Annotated in this window: 11 protein-coding genes and 1 riboswitch; of the genes, 4 read left to right on the plus strand and 7 right to left on the minus strand. The window is 70.9% G+C overall.

The window, feature by feature from the left end; translation table 11 throughout:
- Positions 1-54: 54 nt before the first annotated feature.
- The gene (locus tag MILUP08_RS32215) at positions 55-2271 is read left to right on the plus strand and encodes a hypothetical protein (protein WP_007465841.1); all 2217 of its coding nucleotides are present in this window, start codon (positions 55-57) and stop codon (positions 2269-2271) included.
- On the opposite strand, the gene MILUP08_RS32220 is transcribed toward MILUP08_RS32215, so the two are convergent.
- The 3 genes from MILUP08_RS32220 to MILUP08_RS32230 form a co-directional block, all read right to left on the minus strand.
- Entirely contained in the window at positions 2261-3280 is a 1020-nt protein-coding gene (locus MILUP08_RS32220) for a GNAT family N-acetyltransferase (RefSeq protein ID WP_007465842.1), read from the minus strand. The two genes, MILUP08_RS32215 and MILUP08_RS32220, sit on opposite strands and share 11 nt — an antisense overlap.
- 242 nt (positions 3281-3522) lie before the next feature.
- Positions 3523-4809 carry a threonine synthase gene (gene thrC / locus MILUP08_RS32225; protein WP_007465844.1) on the minus strand — a complete coding sequence of 429 codons (1287 nt, stop codon included), beginning with the start codon at positions 4807-4809 and terminating at the stop codon, positions 3523-3525.
- 10 nt (positions 4810-4819) lie between these two features.
- Positions 4820-4955, minus strand: a riboswitch (SAM riboswitch).
- A 67-nt stretch (positions 4956-5022) separates the two neighbouring features.
- Positions 5023-5991, minus strand: a complete 969-nt coding sequence (locus MILUP08_RS32230) for a DMT family transporter (RefSeq protein WP_007465846.1) — start codon at positions 5989-5991, stop codon at positions 5023-5025.
- A 91-nt stretch (positions 5992-6082) separates the two neighbouring features.
- On the opposite strand from MILUP08_RS32230, the gene MILUP08_RS32235 reads away from it, so the two are divergent.
- Positions 6083-6388: an ArsR/SmtB family transcription factor gene (locus MILUP08_RS32235; RefSeq protein WP_007465848.1), complete on the plus strand. Its 306-nt coding sequence runs from the start codon at positions 6083-6085 to the stop codon at positions 6386-6388.
- Between the two features lie 112 nt (positions 6389-6500).
- On the opposite strand, the gene MILUP08_RS32240 is transcribed toward MILUP08_RS32235, so the two are convergent.
- Both MILUP08_RS32240 and MILUP08_RS34085 read right to left on the minus strand, forming a co-directional pair.
- Entirely contained in the window at positions 6501-6950 is a 450-nt protein-coding gene (locus MILUP08_RS32240; RefSeq protein WP_007465850.1) for a DoxX family protein, read from the minus strand.
- Between the two features lie 316 nt (positions 6951-7266).
- Positions 7267-10473 (minus strand): FG-GAP-like repeat-containing protein, encoded by a 3207-nt coding sequence (locus MILUP08_RS34085; protein WP_237747312.1) that lies wholly within the window; start codon positions 10471-10473, stop codon positions 7267-7269.
- 251 nt (positions 10474-10724) lie between these two features.
- On the opposite strand from MILUP08_RS34085, the gene MILUP08_RS32250 reads away from it, so the two are divergent.
- Entirely contained in the window at positions 10725-10922 is a 198-nt protein-coding gene (locus tag MILUP08_RS32250; protein ID WP_039907015.1) for a hypothetical protein, read from the plus strand.
- A 215-nt stretch (positions 10923-11137) separates the two neighbouring features.
- Complete coding sequence (locus MILUP08_RS32255) at positions 11138-11752, plus strand: DUF4232 domain-containing protein (protein ID WP_167626076.1); 615 nt, start codon at positions 11138-11140, stop codon at positions 11750-11752.
- Here MILUP08_RS32255 and MILUP08_RS32260 read toward each other — a convergent pair.
- Together MILUP08_RS32260 and MILUP08_RS32265 are read right to left on the minus strand one after the other, a co-directional pair.
- Positions 11742-12608: an ABC transporter permease gene (locus MILUP08_RS32260; RefSeq protein WP_051065860.1), complete on the minus strand. Its 867-nt coding sequence runs from the start codon at positions 12606-12608 to the stop codon at positions 11742-11744. The two genes, MILUP08_RS32255 and MILUP08_RS32260, sit on opposite strands and share 11 nt — an antisense overlap.
- Positions 12608-14708, minus strand: a 2101-nt coding sequence (locus MILUP08_RS32265; protein WP_039907017.1) for an ATP-binding cassette domain-containing protein, incomplete at its 5' end; no start/stop codon positions are given. The genes MILUP08_RS32265 and MILUP08_RS32260, both read right to left, overlap by 1 nt.

A 14708-nucleotide genomic window follows, 5' to 3' on the forward strand; every position in this document is an offset into this window, starting at 1 on the left:
TTGATCGTGACGCCGGCGGGTAACCGCCGTCCTCGGGCCAGGAGAGGACAACGGGTGAGGATCACGGAGATCCGGGTGCACGGGGTCGCCGACAAGGGCCCGGAGACGATCCTCGACCGGCCGGTGGTGGCGCGGGTCGCGGGGGACGACGAGGCAGGCTTCTACCGACCCCGGCCGGGCTTCGGCGATCCGGAGGGTCCGGGCGGGCCGACGCTTGAGGCGTACCGCTGGAGCAGTTTGACCGGCGGCACCGCGACCCGGACCTTCTCGCTGGTCCTGCTGCTGCCGTTCATGCTCAGCAACATCGCGATCTGGATGTTGCCGGTGGCCGGTCGGCCCGGCGGCGTGGCTCGGGCGCTCTGCCGCCTGCTGGCCGCGTCGATGACCGCGATGTACGTGCTCTCCGCTGTCGGCGCCGCCCTGGACCTGATCGCCTGGCAGTGCGCGGCGTACCCGCGGTGTCTGGAGGGGCGTCGGGAGATCTCCTGGCTGGGCGGCGTGCCGCCGGGCCAGCGCCTCGCCCTGCTGGCCGTGCTGCCGATCATCGCGGTCGCCCTCATCTGGCGGGTCGGCGCCCGCACCTCGCAGCTACCCGAGGACGGCGTGCACACGCCCGGGGTGGGCGCGGACCGACTCGACACCCCCGCCTTCTGGGACAACCGGGCGCTGCTGCGCCGGCTGCGCTCGGTGCACGTGGCCGTGGCGCTGGGCACGCTCGACGCCACGCTGCTTGTGGTCCTGGCACCGCACGACGCCGCCCCTCCCGGCTACCTGCTGCTGGTCGCCGACGTGCTGCTGCTCGTCGCCGCGCTTGTCGCGCTCTGCCGGTCGGCGATGGACGGGCACGGCGAGCAGGGCCTGATCACCGCGCGGAGGTTGCGGTGGACGGCTATCGCGCTCACGGCGCTGACCCTGGGCTACGCGCTGTGGCCCCGGCCGCCGTGGTCGGCAACCGGCACACTGCCCGGGTACGGCCTCCTGGTCTCCCTGCTCTTCGCCGCGCAGGTCGTCCTGCTCGCGGTGCTGGGACTGGTGAGCCTGGCACAGCGCCACCACCTGCCGCGCCCGCGTCCTCTGATCAGCGGGCTGGGCGCCCCGCTGATGGGTTCCATCGCGATCGGGCTGGCCGTGTCGTACTCGTCCGGGCTGACCTACACCCTCGCCGAATACCTGGACCGGGGCTCCAGCCCCACACCGGTCCGGCCACTGCCGCCCGGCGCGCCACCGCTCTCGCCTCCCGTCGCGTACCGCTGGGCCACGCTCGGCTTCTCCCTGGCGGTGCTGGTGGTGGTCCTGGTGGCGGTGCTGGGCGCTCAGATCGGGCGGGCACGGCAGCTCCGGACGGCCGAGGAGCTCGTCCGGCGGGACTTCCCCGAGGCGCCCCGGGTGCCGCCGGAGCGGGTGCGGGCCGTCCGGGACGCCGTCGTCCGCGCCGACCGGACGGACCGGCTCTGGCCGCTGCTGCCCTCGGCGTACGCGGTCCTGGCGGTACTCACGCTGGCGGCGGCGGGGTTGTCGGTGCGAGGGCAGGGACCGGGTGCGCTCGCGCTGCGGCTGGGCGGCCTGTCGCTGGCCCGCCCGGTGGTCTTCGTGACCGATCTGGGCGCCCTGCTGATCGGCCTGTTCGCCCTGTTCCTGGCCGGGGCGGGACTCGTCGCCTACCGGTCCGGCCCGATCCGACTGGTCGGGGTGCTCTGGGACCTCGCCACCATCTGGCCACGCGCCGCCCATCCCCTCGCCCCGCCCTGCTACGCCGAACGGGCGGTTCCCGAGCTGACCCGCCGGATCGGGCAACTCACCGCCGACGGGGGCGGGGTGGTGCTCTCCGGCCAGAGCCACGGCAGCGTGCTGATCGCGGCGACGGTGCTGCAACTCCCCGACGACTCCCGCCGTCGGGTCGCCCTGCTCACCTACGCCGCGCCGCTGGGCAACAGGTACACCCGGTACTTCCCCGCGTACGTCAACGACGACGTGCTGCGCGAAATGGGTGACCGCCTGTCCTGGCGGTGGGTCAACCTGTGGCGGTACACCGACCCGATCGGCGGGCGGATCTTCCCGCCTGGCGAGGCGGAAGCGCCCGACGATCCGGCGAGCCGTGTCGACCACTGGGTACGCGACCCGAAGACCCTGCTGGTGCCGCCGACCGACACCGTGCCGCCCCCGGTGGAGGGACACCGGTTCATCCCCGACGAGGACTTCCACGCCGCGGTTCGCGAGCTGGCCCGGCGGCTGGAGGAGCCGGAGGCCCCACCTCCCGTCGTCAGAGTGTGAGCTGCCAGTTGTTCCAGGCGTCCACCGGGCGGAACCCGAGCTGCTCGTTGATCGCCACCATGTAGCTGTTGCTGGCCGCGTTCCACGTGTCGATCACTCGTACCGCCGGCTCGTGGGTGAGCAGGTGGTGCAGGTTCTCCGCCTTGGCGATCAGGCCGAGGCGGTGCCCACGGTGGGCCGGGTCGACGATGGTGATCTGCTGGAAGGCGTGCCAGTCGGCGGAGGCGCCCACGTCCAGCAGGGTCCAGGCGACCAACCGACCGGACGCCTCGTGCCGCATCCCGAGGTGGTAGCGCCGCCGACCCTTGGCGTCCAACGCGCGCTCGTTGCCCCGGATGCGCTCGGCGTCCACCTGCTCCGGCTCCCACTGCACGTCACCCATGGGCGCGTCCATGAGCAGCCGGCCGTCCAGGTAGGCGACGTCCGCCACGTACTCCTGAGGGGTGGCGCCCTGCCAGCAGACCGACCGGTAACCCTCGGCGCGCGGCGCGGCCTCGGCGAGCGCCGCCCGCAGCGCGATCCGGTCGATGTCGGCGATCTCCAGCCGGCGGCGCACCTCGGCCAGGGCGGGCTGGGCGCCGATCGACGCGGCGAACGCTCCACCCGCCGCCGATCGGGCCGGCCCGCCGGGCAGCGCGGAGACGGCCATCGCGACCACCCGCTTGCGGCCGTGCTCACGCAGCAGGCGCACCCCGTACTCGTGCAGTGCCCGGCCGACGCCCCGCCGCCGCAGCTCGGGATGCACCGTCAGCTCGGCGGTGGCGTTGTCGGTGTTGTCGAGCTGCGGCAGGTCGAGCTGGAGGTAGCCGGCCGGCGCCCCGTCCAGCCGCGCCAGCGCCCAGAGCGATCGGGTGCCGGGCGCCGGCGTGTGGAACTGCGCGTCGAAGCGACGCCGGCAGAAGGGCGGGAGGTCCGGAAGGTCGACCTCGCTGGCCGCCACCCCGACCCGGTACGCCTCGTCGACAGCGACCCGGTCGGCGCCGTCGAAGGACGTGATCGTGATGCTCATGCCGGGAGCCTGACAGCCGGAAAAGCGATGGGGCCAGCGAATTAATCGCTGGCCCCATCGAACGTGGTCGGGAGGGACACTCGCACAACGCCTCCGGCGTTGGGTCGCAAGAACTTCAAAAGTCTCCGGCGAAATGCCCTCCCGCACGGAGCATCTTGCGCCGTCCGGTTCCTGCCGTCAAGTCCAGACCGGCGGGTTTTCCACACTCACAGCGAAAACCCAGTTACCGGCCGGCCCGAGGGTCAGCCGAGGAGGCCGGCGTCGCGGGCGGCGCGAAGGCTGGGCTTGATGTGGTGGGTCGGGCCGACCTGACTGGCCACCGCGTCGATGGTCTTCAGGCCCTCGCCGGTGTTGAACACGACAGTCTCCGCCGTGGGGTCGAGCCGCCCGGACTCGACAAGCTTGCGCAGCACCGCCGCGGTCACTCCGCCCGCCGTCTCGGCGAAGACGCCAGTGGTACGGGCCAGGTCGCGGATGCCGGCGCGGATCTCGTCGTCGTCGGCGTACTCCATCCAACCGCCGGTGCGGCGGACCGCCTCCAGGGCGTAGAGGCCGGCGGCCGGGTCGCCGATGTTCAGCGACTTGGCGATGCCGGTGGGCTTGACCGGGATGATCGTGTCCGTGTCGGCGTGCAGCGCGGTGGCGATCGGGTTGCAGCCGGCCGACTGTGCGCCGAAGACCTTCCAGCCGCCGGCCGGCGCCTCGACCAGGCCGATCTCGACCAGCTCGGAGAACGCCTTGTCAATCTTGGTGAGCAGTTCACCGCTGGCCATCGGGATGACCACCTGGGCCGGGATGCGCCAGCCGAGCTGCTCGGCCACCTCGTAACCGAGGGTCTTGGAGCCCTCCGCGTAGTACGGGCGGACGTTCACGTTGACGAACGCCGTGTCCTCGAATTCGTCGGTCTCCACGAGCTCACCGCAGAGTCGGTTGACGTCGTCGTACGAGCCGTCGATGGCGACCAGCTCGCCGCCGTAGACGGCGGTGGTGATGACCTTGCCCTGCTCCAGGTCGCTGGGGATGAAGACGACCGAGGGCACGCCGGCACGGGCGGCGTGCGCGGCCACCGAGTTGGCCAGGTTGCCGGTGGACGCGCAGGCGAACCGGGTGAAGCCGAGCGCCTTCGCGGCGGTCAGCGCCACCGAGACGACCCGGTCCTTGAACGAGTGGGTCGGGTTGGCGCTGTCGTCCTTGACCCAGAGCGGTGCGGTGATGCCCAGCTCGGCGGCGAGGTGCGGGGCCGCCACCAGCGGGGTCAGCCCCGGGTCGAGGGTGACCCGGGTGGCCGGGTCCTGACCGGCGGGCAGCAGCGCGGCGTACCGCCAGATGTTGTTCGGGCCGGCCTCGATCTGCTCGCGGGTGACCGCGGCCAGGGCCGCGGTGTCGTAGTCCACCTCAAGAGGGCCGAAACACTCGTAACAGGCGTGCTGCGCGGCGAGCGGGTAGCGGGCCGAACAGGCGCGACAGACCAGGGCCCGGGCGGGGCTGGCGGAGGTGTCGATGCCGGAGGCGGCGAGCGTCGACGTCATGTCGAGAGTCCTCTCATCTTTCCCCGCATCGCACGGTGCGGCGGGGACGGAATTGGCACCTGCCCCGCCTGTCGCTCAGCGGTGAGCGCGCGGGGTGGTTGCCGGGGCGTCGTCGGGCCGTATCCCTCAGCCCCTCTGGATGAGGTATGCAGTTGTGCCGCCGAGTCTAGGCAACGTTGCCTGCGGCCTACACCGGGTATCCCAGGGAGTGGGTCAGCGGACCGCCACCGCCACCGGGTCGACCACGGCGATCGGGTCGGTCACCGCGCTGGACTGCGGCAGGGACGACGAGCGGGTCCGTGCCCTGGTGGCGAGGTTCGCGGCGACCAGAGCGGCGATGGTGATCGCGGCGCCGACCAGCTCGACCGCCTCCGGCCGGTAGCCGCGGGCGATCTGCACGACGAAGGTGGTCACCGGGACCAGGTTCATGAACAGGGCGGCGTTGGCGGCGCCCAGCCGCTGCACGCCGGTGTTCCACGCCAGCACCGCGACGACGGCGGCGACGATCACGGCGTACGCCAACTGCGGGGTGATCGCCACGAGGTCGGCGGCGGCCGGCGCGTGCTGCCACCCGACGGCGTCGGCGCCGATGCTCGCGGCCAGCATGGCGGCCGTGCCGGCGAGCGCGGTCAGGGTGGTGAACCGCAGCGGCGACCAGGCGCCGAACCGGCTGGCGCCGTGGGTGTAGATGCCCCAGCCGAGCACCGCGCCGATCATCATGAGCCCGCCGAGACCGAACTGGCCGAGCCCGGCCAGGCTCCCGCGGGTGATCACCAGGCCGACTCCGAGGAGCGCCACCAGGGAGAGGGCCAGCAGGAGCGGCTTCGGTCGTACGCCGTCGCGGGCCCACCGGACCAGTTGGGTGACGACCGGCGTGGTGGCCACGAAGAGGGAGATCTGCTGCGGGGCGGCGTGTTCGAGTGCCAGGTTGGTGAGCAGGTTGAAGCCGGCGAAGCCGACGACGCCGAGCACCACCAGCTCGACTCCCCGCCCGCCGGTCCGCAGCGCGGCCGAGCCCTCGCGGAGCAGCAGGATGGCGACCAGGATGACGGCCGCGAGCAGGTAGCGGGCGGTGGTCAGGTTGAGCGGGTCGACCCGGGTCAGCGCGCTGGCCAGGATCGGAAACATCGCGCCCCAGGCGAGCACGGCGAGCAGCGGGTAGGTGGCGGCGCGGGATCGCATCGTCAGCTCCTTTGTTCGAGTATCTTCGAACTAACGACACCGACCATAGGGTGTTGTTCGAATGTTGTCGAACAAGGGTTAGACTGGTCACATGGAGCCGCACGAACCCGACCTGACCGCCGTACCGGTCACCGCCGTGCTGGCCGCACTCGCCGACGACGTACGCCTGCAGATCGTGCGGGCGCTCGCCGAGGGTGGCGAGGCCGCCTGCGGCAGCTTCGACTTCGGCGTCTCCAAGGCGACCCGCAGTCACCACCTCAAGGTGCTGCGCGAGGCGGGCCTGACCCGCACCCGGGCCGCCGGCACCAGCCGACTGGTCCGGCTCCGCCGCGACGAGGTGGACAAGCGGTACCCGGGCCTCCTGGACGCGGTCCTCACCCCGCACCCTCCGGCCTGACGCCACCGTCACCGCCCCCGTTCGCCGCTGGGCATCACCGGAGGCGGTCCCACCCGGGCGCGCCGCCGGAGCCGCCTCGTTGAGGCTCCGGCGGCGCGCGGTACGGGTGCGGTCAGGCGGAGACCGGGCTGGGGTCGGTCACCGACGCCGGTGGAGCGTCGGCGCGACGCCTGGCGAACAGCGCGTCGAGCGCCCAGGGGCCCGAGCCGAGCGCCGCGACCAGCAGGAACGACCAGCAGAAGAGCGCCGACAACTCACCGCCGTTGTGCAACGGAAGCAGGTCTTCGGGCTGGTGGACCACGAAATAGGCGTACGCCATCGAGCCGGAGGCGAGGAGCGCGGCGGGCCGGGTGAAGAGCCCGGCCAGCACCAGCGCGCCGCAGACCAGTTGGATCAGCGCGGCCCACCAGCCCGGCCAGGAGCCGAACGGTATGGCCGCGCCGGTCATCGGGTTGCCGCCGAACAACCCGAAGACCGAGGACAGACCGTGGAGCATGAACAGCAGGCCGGTCACGATGCGGAACAGGGACAGGGTCGGCCCGCCGAGCCGAGAGACGTTCATGGAGACCTCCATCGAAGGGGATAGATGCCTTCAATGGTGGGGCACGAATGTATCCAGGGTAATAAATTCCTTGCTGGTGGGAAAATCCCCGACCGAAATATTTCGGCGGCTGCGCTCGGCGGTGCGACGCGCGCCAGCGTGCAGGCACCACGTGGAGCACCCTTGAGCTGCACCTCCGTGCCCGTATGCCCCGAACGGGGCGCCCGCCAACCTCGCCGAGGACCGCCCCGACCCGAACGCACCAACCCTGCCGCGGCCCGCACAGCATGCGGAGCTGCCCGCAAGCCTGTAGAGCTGCCCCGCAAGTGGGGCAGCTCTACAGGTTTCCGCCTCTGTTGAGCCAGGCGCGCACCGCGCCCTGGTTGTAGACGACGAGATAGTCGGCCTTCCCGTCTCCGCTGATGTCCTTGAACTGCACGAGTCCACCGGGATAGTTGGACTCGTTGGCGAAGTTGAGGTGCGCCTCGAACCCACCGGCGTCCTTGCCGCCCCTGTTGAGATAGGCGTGGACGTTGCCGTTGGAGCCGACCGTCAGGTAGTCGGCCTTGTTGTCGTTGTCGACGTCGGCGAACCGCAGGTTGTTCCGGCTGGCGCCGGTGGCCCCCGGCGCCCAGTTGAGCTTCTCTATCCACACCGGTTTCGGGTTGTCACTCGCCAACCCCGTGTTGGTGTAGGCGTGCACCTGTCCTGCCGTACCCACCCGGAGGTAGTCGTCGCGGCCGTCGCCGTTGATGTCGGCGAAGCGAATGTCGCCGCGAGCGACGTCGTTGACCGGTGCGATGTTGCCGACCTGGTGGACGAAGCCCGGCAGACCGTCGGCCTTGAGCAACCTGTTGTAGAAGACTTCCATTTCGCCGGACGCGGACAGCTGAATGAAGTCGTCGCGGCCGTCGCCGTTGATGTCGGCGAACCGGATGGAGTCGGCGAAGCCCATGTCCGCCGGATCCGCGGGCACCGCGGAGCGCTGGCCAGTGGGTACGAACTCTCCGGTCCCGCCTCCCCACGGCAGCCACGTGGGTTGTCCGGGCTGGTCCTCGGTGTTGATGCCGACCCGGATCGAGCCGTCCCTGCGGATCTGCACGTAGTCGGCCCGCTTGTCACCGTTCATCTCGGCGATCTCGGTACGGGCGTAGGTAGCCGGCCGCGGCATGCCGGGCGCGATGACACCAAGCCTGCTCCAACCCGCACCGAGCGCGGTGGTGGTGGTTTCGAGGTTGCCGCCTCTGTTGAGCCAGGCGCGCACCGCGCCCTGGTTGTAGACGACGAGATAGTCGGCCTTCCCATCTCCGCTGATGTCCTTGAACTGGACCAGCTCACCGGGATAGTTGGACTCGTTGGCGAAGTTGAGGTGCGCCTCGAACCCACCGGCGTCCTTGCCGCCCCTGTTGAGATAGGCGTGGACGTTGCCGTTGGAGCCGACCGTCAGGTAGTCGGCCTTCTTGTCGTTGTCGACATCCGCGAACCGGAGATTGAACAGACTGGCGCCGGTTGCTCCAGGAGCCCAGTTCAGCTTCTCCCTCCACGTCGGCGGGGTGAAGGGATCGGTGGGGTTCGGCACGTTGATGTACGCGTGCACCGCACCCGTGGCGCCCACCCGCAGGATGTCGTCGTACCCGTCCCCGGTCACGTCCGCGAAGCGGAGGTTGTCGCGGCTGAACGACACGTCGTCGAAGACGATCCCCCAGAAGACGAAACGCAGCCTGCCGTCCGAGCCGGGCAGGTTGAGGAACGCCCTGGTCAGGCTGTTGGATCCGCCCACGGCGAGGAAATCGTCACGGCCGTCGCCGTTGAGGTCGGCGAAACGCACCTCGTCGGCGTTCATCCTCAGGATCCCGCCGTTCAGTCCGGGATCGACAGCAGGTTCGTACGTGCCCACGTCGACCCACTCCGGAAAACCTGGCTGGCCGACCGTGTTGATCGAGGCCCGAAAGCTGCCGTCGGAGTAGACCTGCAGGTAGTCGGCGTGATTGTCGCCGTTGAGCTCGGCGAACGCCGGCCGGTACGATTCGCCCTCGAAACCGGGGACGATGACGCCCAGCCTGCTCCAGCCGTCGCCGAGCGCCGTGACCGGGGAGGTGGGTGTGGGCGACGTCGGTTGGTCCCGCATGCAATTGCCGGGCACCACTTCGGGCGTCTGGAGCCACCCCCTGCCGTCGGCCGCCAGGACGCCCCGGAAGAAGTCGTAGCCGAGTTTGGCGTAACCGCCGTCGTCGGGGTGTGAATCGTTCTGCAGACCCTCACTGACCCTGATGTCGGAGGTGTCCACAAGCAGGACGTGTTTGTCCTGGGCCTGAAGGTCCGCGACCATGCCCGTCAACGCAGAGTTGATGGCGTCGATGCGCGCTTGTAGCCCTTCTTTTCCGGTCGGCAGCAGCCGAGCCACGACGACGACAGCTCTCGGCGAGTCTGCCAGCACCTGATCGATCAGCTCTCGCAGCCGGGCCGGGGCGGACCACATGGCGAAGTTCTGGTTCGCGTCGTTGGTTCCCGCGTGCAGGGTCACCACGTTCGGCTTGTACTGGGGAACTGTGCATTCGGCGAGGTCCGCGATCTCGTCGATCCGCTTCCCAGGGTGGCCCTCGTTGCGATTCTCGGCCATCGTTCCGGTGGTCTGTGAGCCGACGAAAGTAACGCGGTCGTCGCCCCACACAGCGCTGAGCCCATCGTGGAGCTCATCGCGGTAGCCGTTGTTGTCCGAGCTCTCCACGCCGGCGGTGATGGAGTCGCCGAGTGGCATGACCCGTAGGTCGGGCCGCTGCGCCCCGCCTCGCGTGGCCCCACGTTGGATGGCCGCGATGGCATCGACCGCGTTGTCGTAGAACCAGTTGCCGATGTTGGTGGCCACGTCCCCGACCGCCCTGCCGAACCAGCGCAGCCCGTTGGCCGCCGCCCTGAGCGCCGCGCCGATGCCTTCCATCATCTCCACGCCGTGGTCCCTGACCCACGGTCCGAGGTACTTCTCCCAGACCCCCGGGCCGATCGCCGTGACCAGCGAAAGCCCGACCGCCCCGAGCCACTCCCTCCAGTCCCGTTCCTGCCCCCTGAGCTTGATCAAGATGGCCTGGGACGTGAAGGTGCCCAGGAACACTCCCAAGGGCGAGCAGATCACCTGGGAGGGCTGCCACGGTAAGGCAAAAAAGTAGGCCATGGCCGCAGAGCAGGCGAAGCGGACGAAATATCCGACAGCCGCCCCGGCGGCGATCGCGCCGAGGGTGCCGAGATAGCCCACGTCCGAAGTGGACTCGTCGGACACGACAGTGATCGTCAAGCCGGTTGCCGTGAGCGCGAGCTGCCCGTCGAAGTCGGGCCACCCGACGTCCGCAGTCCCGCCCGGCAGATCCAGTTCGTCGCTGTCGACCTCCTCCTTGAGGGAGTCACTCAACAACGGGTTACGGTCGTTGACTTCGCTAACCCACGCCGCGGCCTTGGCGCGGTCCAGTCCCTCGGGTAAATCGAACTCGAAGACAGCCGTGTGTGTCGTCGCAGCTTGCGCCGGCGACGCCGCACCCGGCTGGACGGCCACGATCAAGGCGAGGAGCAGAGCTGTCGCAGCGTGGCCCCACCGCCGGGCGTGCCTGGACCACACGATCGTCTTCCTACCGGTTCCAGGCACCGAACCTCCGCACTGCGCAAGCGACAGCCCATCGGACGGTCTGCCCGGGACACATCGAATCTCATCAGGGGCATGTGTGCGGCCGGTGATCGTCCCGTTAACACGAGGTTCGTCGATGGGCATCGCCCCGCTGACCAACCCTGCACGCCGACGGACTGTAGGTGCTGGCCGGCGCTGGCGAGATTTCGGCCACTGACGCCGAAGCCCGGGTCGGGCAGGTGTACGCCGAATACGATCAGCGGCGCCGCGAAGTGCAGGCCGAGGAGGCACGCCAGCAGGAAGAACAGGACCTCACCGAGCTATTGGAGATCGAGCGCCGGAACCGACTCGGCGGAGGATCATCAGACGGCGTTGCGTGACCCAGTGAGCGATGTCGTTGAGCGCATCAGCTCCAAAGGCACGCCAAGAGTAGGCACCGCCGCGCGGAGGGCGAAGGAATCCGCGCGACGGCCGCAGTGACGCCGCCCCGGATATGGGGCAGCTCTACAGGCTCCCACTACAGGACGGCAGGTCGAAACCAGAGCGGCGAGTGCCCGGGCAGCGGTGGAACGCCCCCATGAGCGAGGATCGGCGGATGATCCAGACGCCAGCACTGCGACGGGCCAGCGCAGCGGTCGCGGCGGTCGCGGCGGTTCTCCTGCTCAGCGCCTGCACGATCGACGAGCATCGCTACCAGGGCGGGGACCCCACGGGCCCGCCGCCGCCCCCGCGCGTGACCCCGACCGCGACCCCGACCGCGAGCGTCGACCCGCTGGCCGACTGCCCGGCCTCCGGCGTGCGGATCCGGTCCACCGGAGGGGACGCGGCGATGGGCCTACGCGCCCTCGGCGTGGAGCTGATCAACTGCGGTGCGCGCCCCTACCGGCTCAACGGCTACCCGGCGCTGTGGGTCCTGAACGACCAGCGCAAGCCGATCATCCTGAGCGTGGTCAACGGCGCAAAGGAGATCACGTCGGGCTTCGACCAGCCGCCGCAGCCGGTCACGCTGCAGAAGGGTGAGCGCGCCGTCGCCACCGTCCTCTGGCGCAACCTGGTCACCGATTCCGAGGTGGTGGCCACCGCCGGGGCGTACCTGACTGTCGCGCCCGCCGCCGGGCAGCCGGCCCAGGAGGTCGACCCGGACGGGCCGATCGACGTGGGCAACACCGGCCGGATCGGCGTCAGCGCCTGGAAGGCCGCTACGACGTGATGTCCTTGCGGGTGAACCGCCAGAACGCCAACCCCCAGAACAACGTGGCGTAGCTGATCGCCGAGATGCAGCCGCGGACCACGTCGTCGGTCTGCACCGGCGTGGAGAGCAGTCCCAGCCAGGCGGTGCTGAAGTGGGTGGGCAGGAAGTCGCGCAGCGCGCCCAGGGCGGTGATCTGGTCCAGGATGCTGGACAGGATCCAGAGCAGGACCGCTCCGCCGACCGCGCCCAGCGCGGCGTCCGTCGTCACCGACAGCAGGAACGCCAGGCCGGCCACCACCAGGAGTACGACCGCCAGGTAGCCGAGCACCGCCAGCAGCCGGAGCAGCCCCTCGCCCGGCTCCAGCTCGGCGGCGACAGTGCTGCGCAGCGGCGACCAGCCGTAGCGCAGGGTGCCGGCCAGCAGGGCGGTGCCGGCCAACAGCAGCAGGGCCAGCCCCGAGTACGCGAGCGCGACCACCAGCTTCACCGTCAGCAGACGGGCCCGGGGCACCGGAACGGCCAGCAGGTAGCGCAGGCTGCCCCAGCTCGCCTCGCTGGCCACCGTGTCGCCGCAGAACAGCGCGACGACCACCACCAGCAGGAATGACGCCGACACGAAGATGGAGAAGAGGGTGAAGTTGAGCCCTCCGGAGGTGGCCAGGTCGACAAGGCTGGCGAACTCGTTGTTGCCGTTGTCGTCGTCGCCGCCGGAGTTGAACTGGAAGGCGACCAGAATGATCAGCGGCAGCAGCACCATGAACCCGAGCGCCAGCTGGGTCCGGCGCCGGGACGCCTGCCTGCGGAACTCCGCCGCGAAGGGCATGGTGGCCGAGGGCCGGTAGCCCCGGGCCGCACCCGCGCCAACAACAACCATCACCGGTCACCGCTTCCCCGAGAGTTGTCGCCCACCAGGGCGAGGAACGCGTCCTCCAGGCGTCGCCGGGGCACCACCCGGTCCACCCCGATGCCGGCGCGCACCAGCTCGGCCACCACCTCGCTGCGGGCCGTGCCGTTGGTGTCCACCACCAGCTGCCCGTCGCTCTCCGGCAGCACCCGTACGCCGTGCAGGCGGTCCAGCACCGCCCGCGCCGCCACCGGGTCGGTGACGTCGAACAGGACGCTCGGCGACTCGCCCACGATCTCCTGCACCGGCCCGGACGCGACGATCCGGCCCTTGTTCACCACCACGGCGTGCGTGCAGGTCTGCTCCACCTCGGCCAGCAGGTGGCTGGAGACCAGCACCGCCCGCCCGTCGGTGGCGTACCGCTGGAGGACGCGGCGCATCTCGGCGATCTGCGGCGGGTCGAGGCCGTCGGTCGGCTCGTCGAGCACCAGCAGCTCGGGGAGACCGAGCATGGCCTGGGCGATGGCGAGACGCTGACGCATGCCGTGGCTGTAGTTCTTGATCTTCCGGTGCACCGAGTCGCCCAGCCCGGCGATCTCCAGGGCCGCGTCGAAGTGCGCGTCCTCCCACGGCCGTCCGGTGGCCCGCCAGTACGCCTTCAGGTTGTCCAGACCCGACAGGTGCGGCAGGAACCCGGGCCCCTCCACCAGCGCCCCGATGCGGGACAGGACCGGCGAGCCGGGCACCAGTCGGCGACCGAACACGTAGATCTCGCCGGCGGTCGGCTGGGTCAGCCCCATCAGGACCCGCAGGGTGGTGGTCTTACCGGCGCCGTTCGGCCCGAGCAGGCCCACCACCTGACCCGGGTGCACCTCGAAGTCCACGTTCGACACCGCGACGAACCCGTCCGCGTACTCCTTGCGCAGCGCGCGCACGGCCAGCGGGGTGTCCGCGTACTCCGGATGCACGGAGCGGTCCTGGCGTCGGTGCCGGCGGCGGACCACGGCGACGACCACGACGAGCCCGATCGCGATGGCGGCGAGCAGGCCGGCGAGCACCCAGCGCCAGAGCGTCGCCGCGGTGGGGATCGGCTCGCCGTCGACGGTGGGCAGGCTGACCGCGCCGTCCGCGGCCACCGTGTAGACGGTGGGCTCGGCGGGCGTGGTGTACGCCTGGTCGGAGCTGGCGACCACCAGCCGCAGCCGGTGCCCGGCCTCGACGCGGCGGACGATCCCGGGCAGCGTCACAGTGACCGGGCGGGCGTCCCGGACCTGTTTCGGCAGGCCGGTGAGCCGAACGGGGGCGACCAGTCCGTTCGGCAGGGTCGCCGTGCCGTCGGGGTCGACGTCGTAGAGCTTGACGAACAGCACCGCCTCCCCGGTCGGCGAGGCGGCCCGCACGATCACGGTGGGCGCGCCCGCCACGTCGACCGCCTCGGTCAGCGGCGCCGACTCGAAGCGCGCGTGCTGGCCCGGCACGTCGCCGGCCACGCCGTCGAGCAGCGAGGCGAGGCCACCGGCGAACGGGATCGAGGAGATGGCGGCGGGGTTGCCGTTCGGCGGGTTGGCGATCGGCTGCGCCGGGCCGGCGACCGTGACGTCGCGGCGGGCGTTGCCGGCCAGGCCCGGATAGTCGGCGCGGCGGAATCCGGTGGCGACCAGGCCCCGGTCGAGCGCGTCGAAGCCGGCGATCCGCGACCAGGTGAAGTCGTCGCCCGGCGCGTTCCCCTCGCCCTTGACGTAGTGGTCGAGCCACTGGACGGTCAGGAACTTCACCCGGTCTTCGTCCGAGCGCGGTCCACTGCCGCCGTCGTGCCCGCCGGTGAACCAGGCGACGCGTACGGGGGTGCCGGCGGCGGCGATGCCCTTCGCGTTCGCGTCCGCCTCACCGAGGGGAAAGAGGGTGTCCGCCTCGCCCTGCACCAGCAGGGTCGGGGCCTTGATCCGGTCCAGCACGCCCGCCGGACTGGAGCGGCGCAGCAGGTCCACGGCCGCCTGGTCGGCGCGGCCGGCGGTGGCGATCCGCAGGTACGCGGCGCACACGTCGGCGGCGAACCGGCCGCAGGACGGGTCGGCGGCGCCGGCCGGGCCGCCGCCGGGAGCGGTGCCCGGGCCCTCGCCCGGCCGCGGG

Origin of the sequence: Micromonospora lupini str. Lupac 08, assembly GCF_000297395.2 — a bacterium.
Taxonomy (GTDB): domain Bacteria; phylum Actinomycetota; class Actinomycetes; order Mycobacteriales; family Micromonosporaceae; genus Micromonospora; species Micromonospora lupini.

What these genes read in the sequence shown, in the direction of transcription:
- thrC (WP_007465844.1), bottom strand. Translation starts at nt 4,809, where the DNA reads ATGACGTCGACGCTCGCCGCCTCCGGCATCGACACCTCCGCCAGCCCC.
- MILUP08_RS32240 (WP_007465850.1), bottom strand. Translation starts at nt 6,950, where the DNA reads ATGAACGTCTCTCGGCTCGGCGGGCCGACCCTGTCCCTGTTCCGCATC.
- MILUP08_RS32235 (WP_007465848.1), top strand. Translation starts at nt 6,083, where the DNA reads ATGGAGCCGCACGAACCCGACCTGACCGCCGTACCGGTCACCGCCGTG.
- MILUP08_RS32230 (WP_007465846.1), bottom strand. Translation starts at nt 5,991, where the DNA reads ATGCGATCCCGCGCCGCCACCTACCCGCTGCTCGCCGTGCTCGCCTGG.
- MILUP08_RS32220 (WP_007465842.1), bottom strand. Translation starts at nt 3,280, where the DNA reads ATGAGCATCACGATCACGTCCTTCGACGGCGCCGACCGGGTCGCTGTC.
- MILUP08_RS32255 (WP_167626076.1), top strand. Translation starts at nt 11,138, where the DNA reads ATGATCCAGACGCCAGCACTGCGACGGGCCAGCGCAGCGGTCGCGGCG.
- MILUP08_RS32260 (WP_051065860.1), bottom strand. Translation starts at nt 12,608, where the DNA reads ATGGTTGTTGTTGGCGCGGGTGCGGCCCGGGGCTACCGGCCCTCGGCC.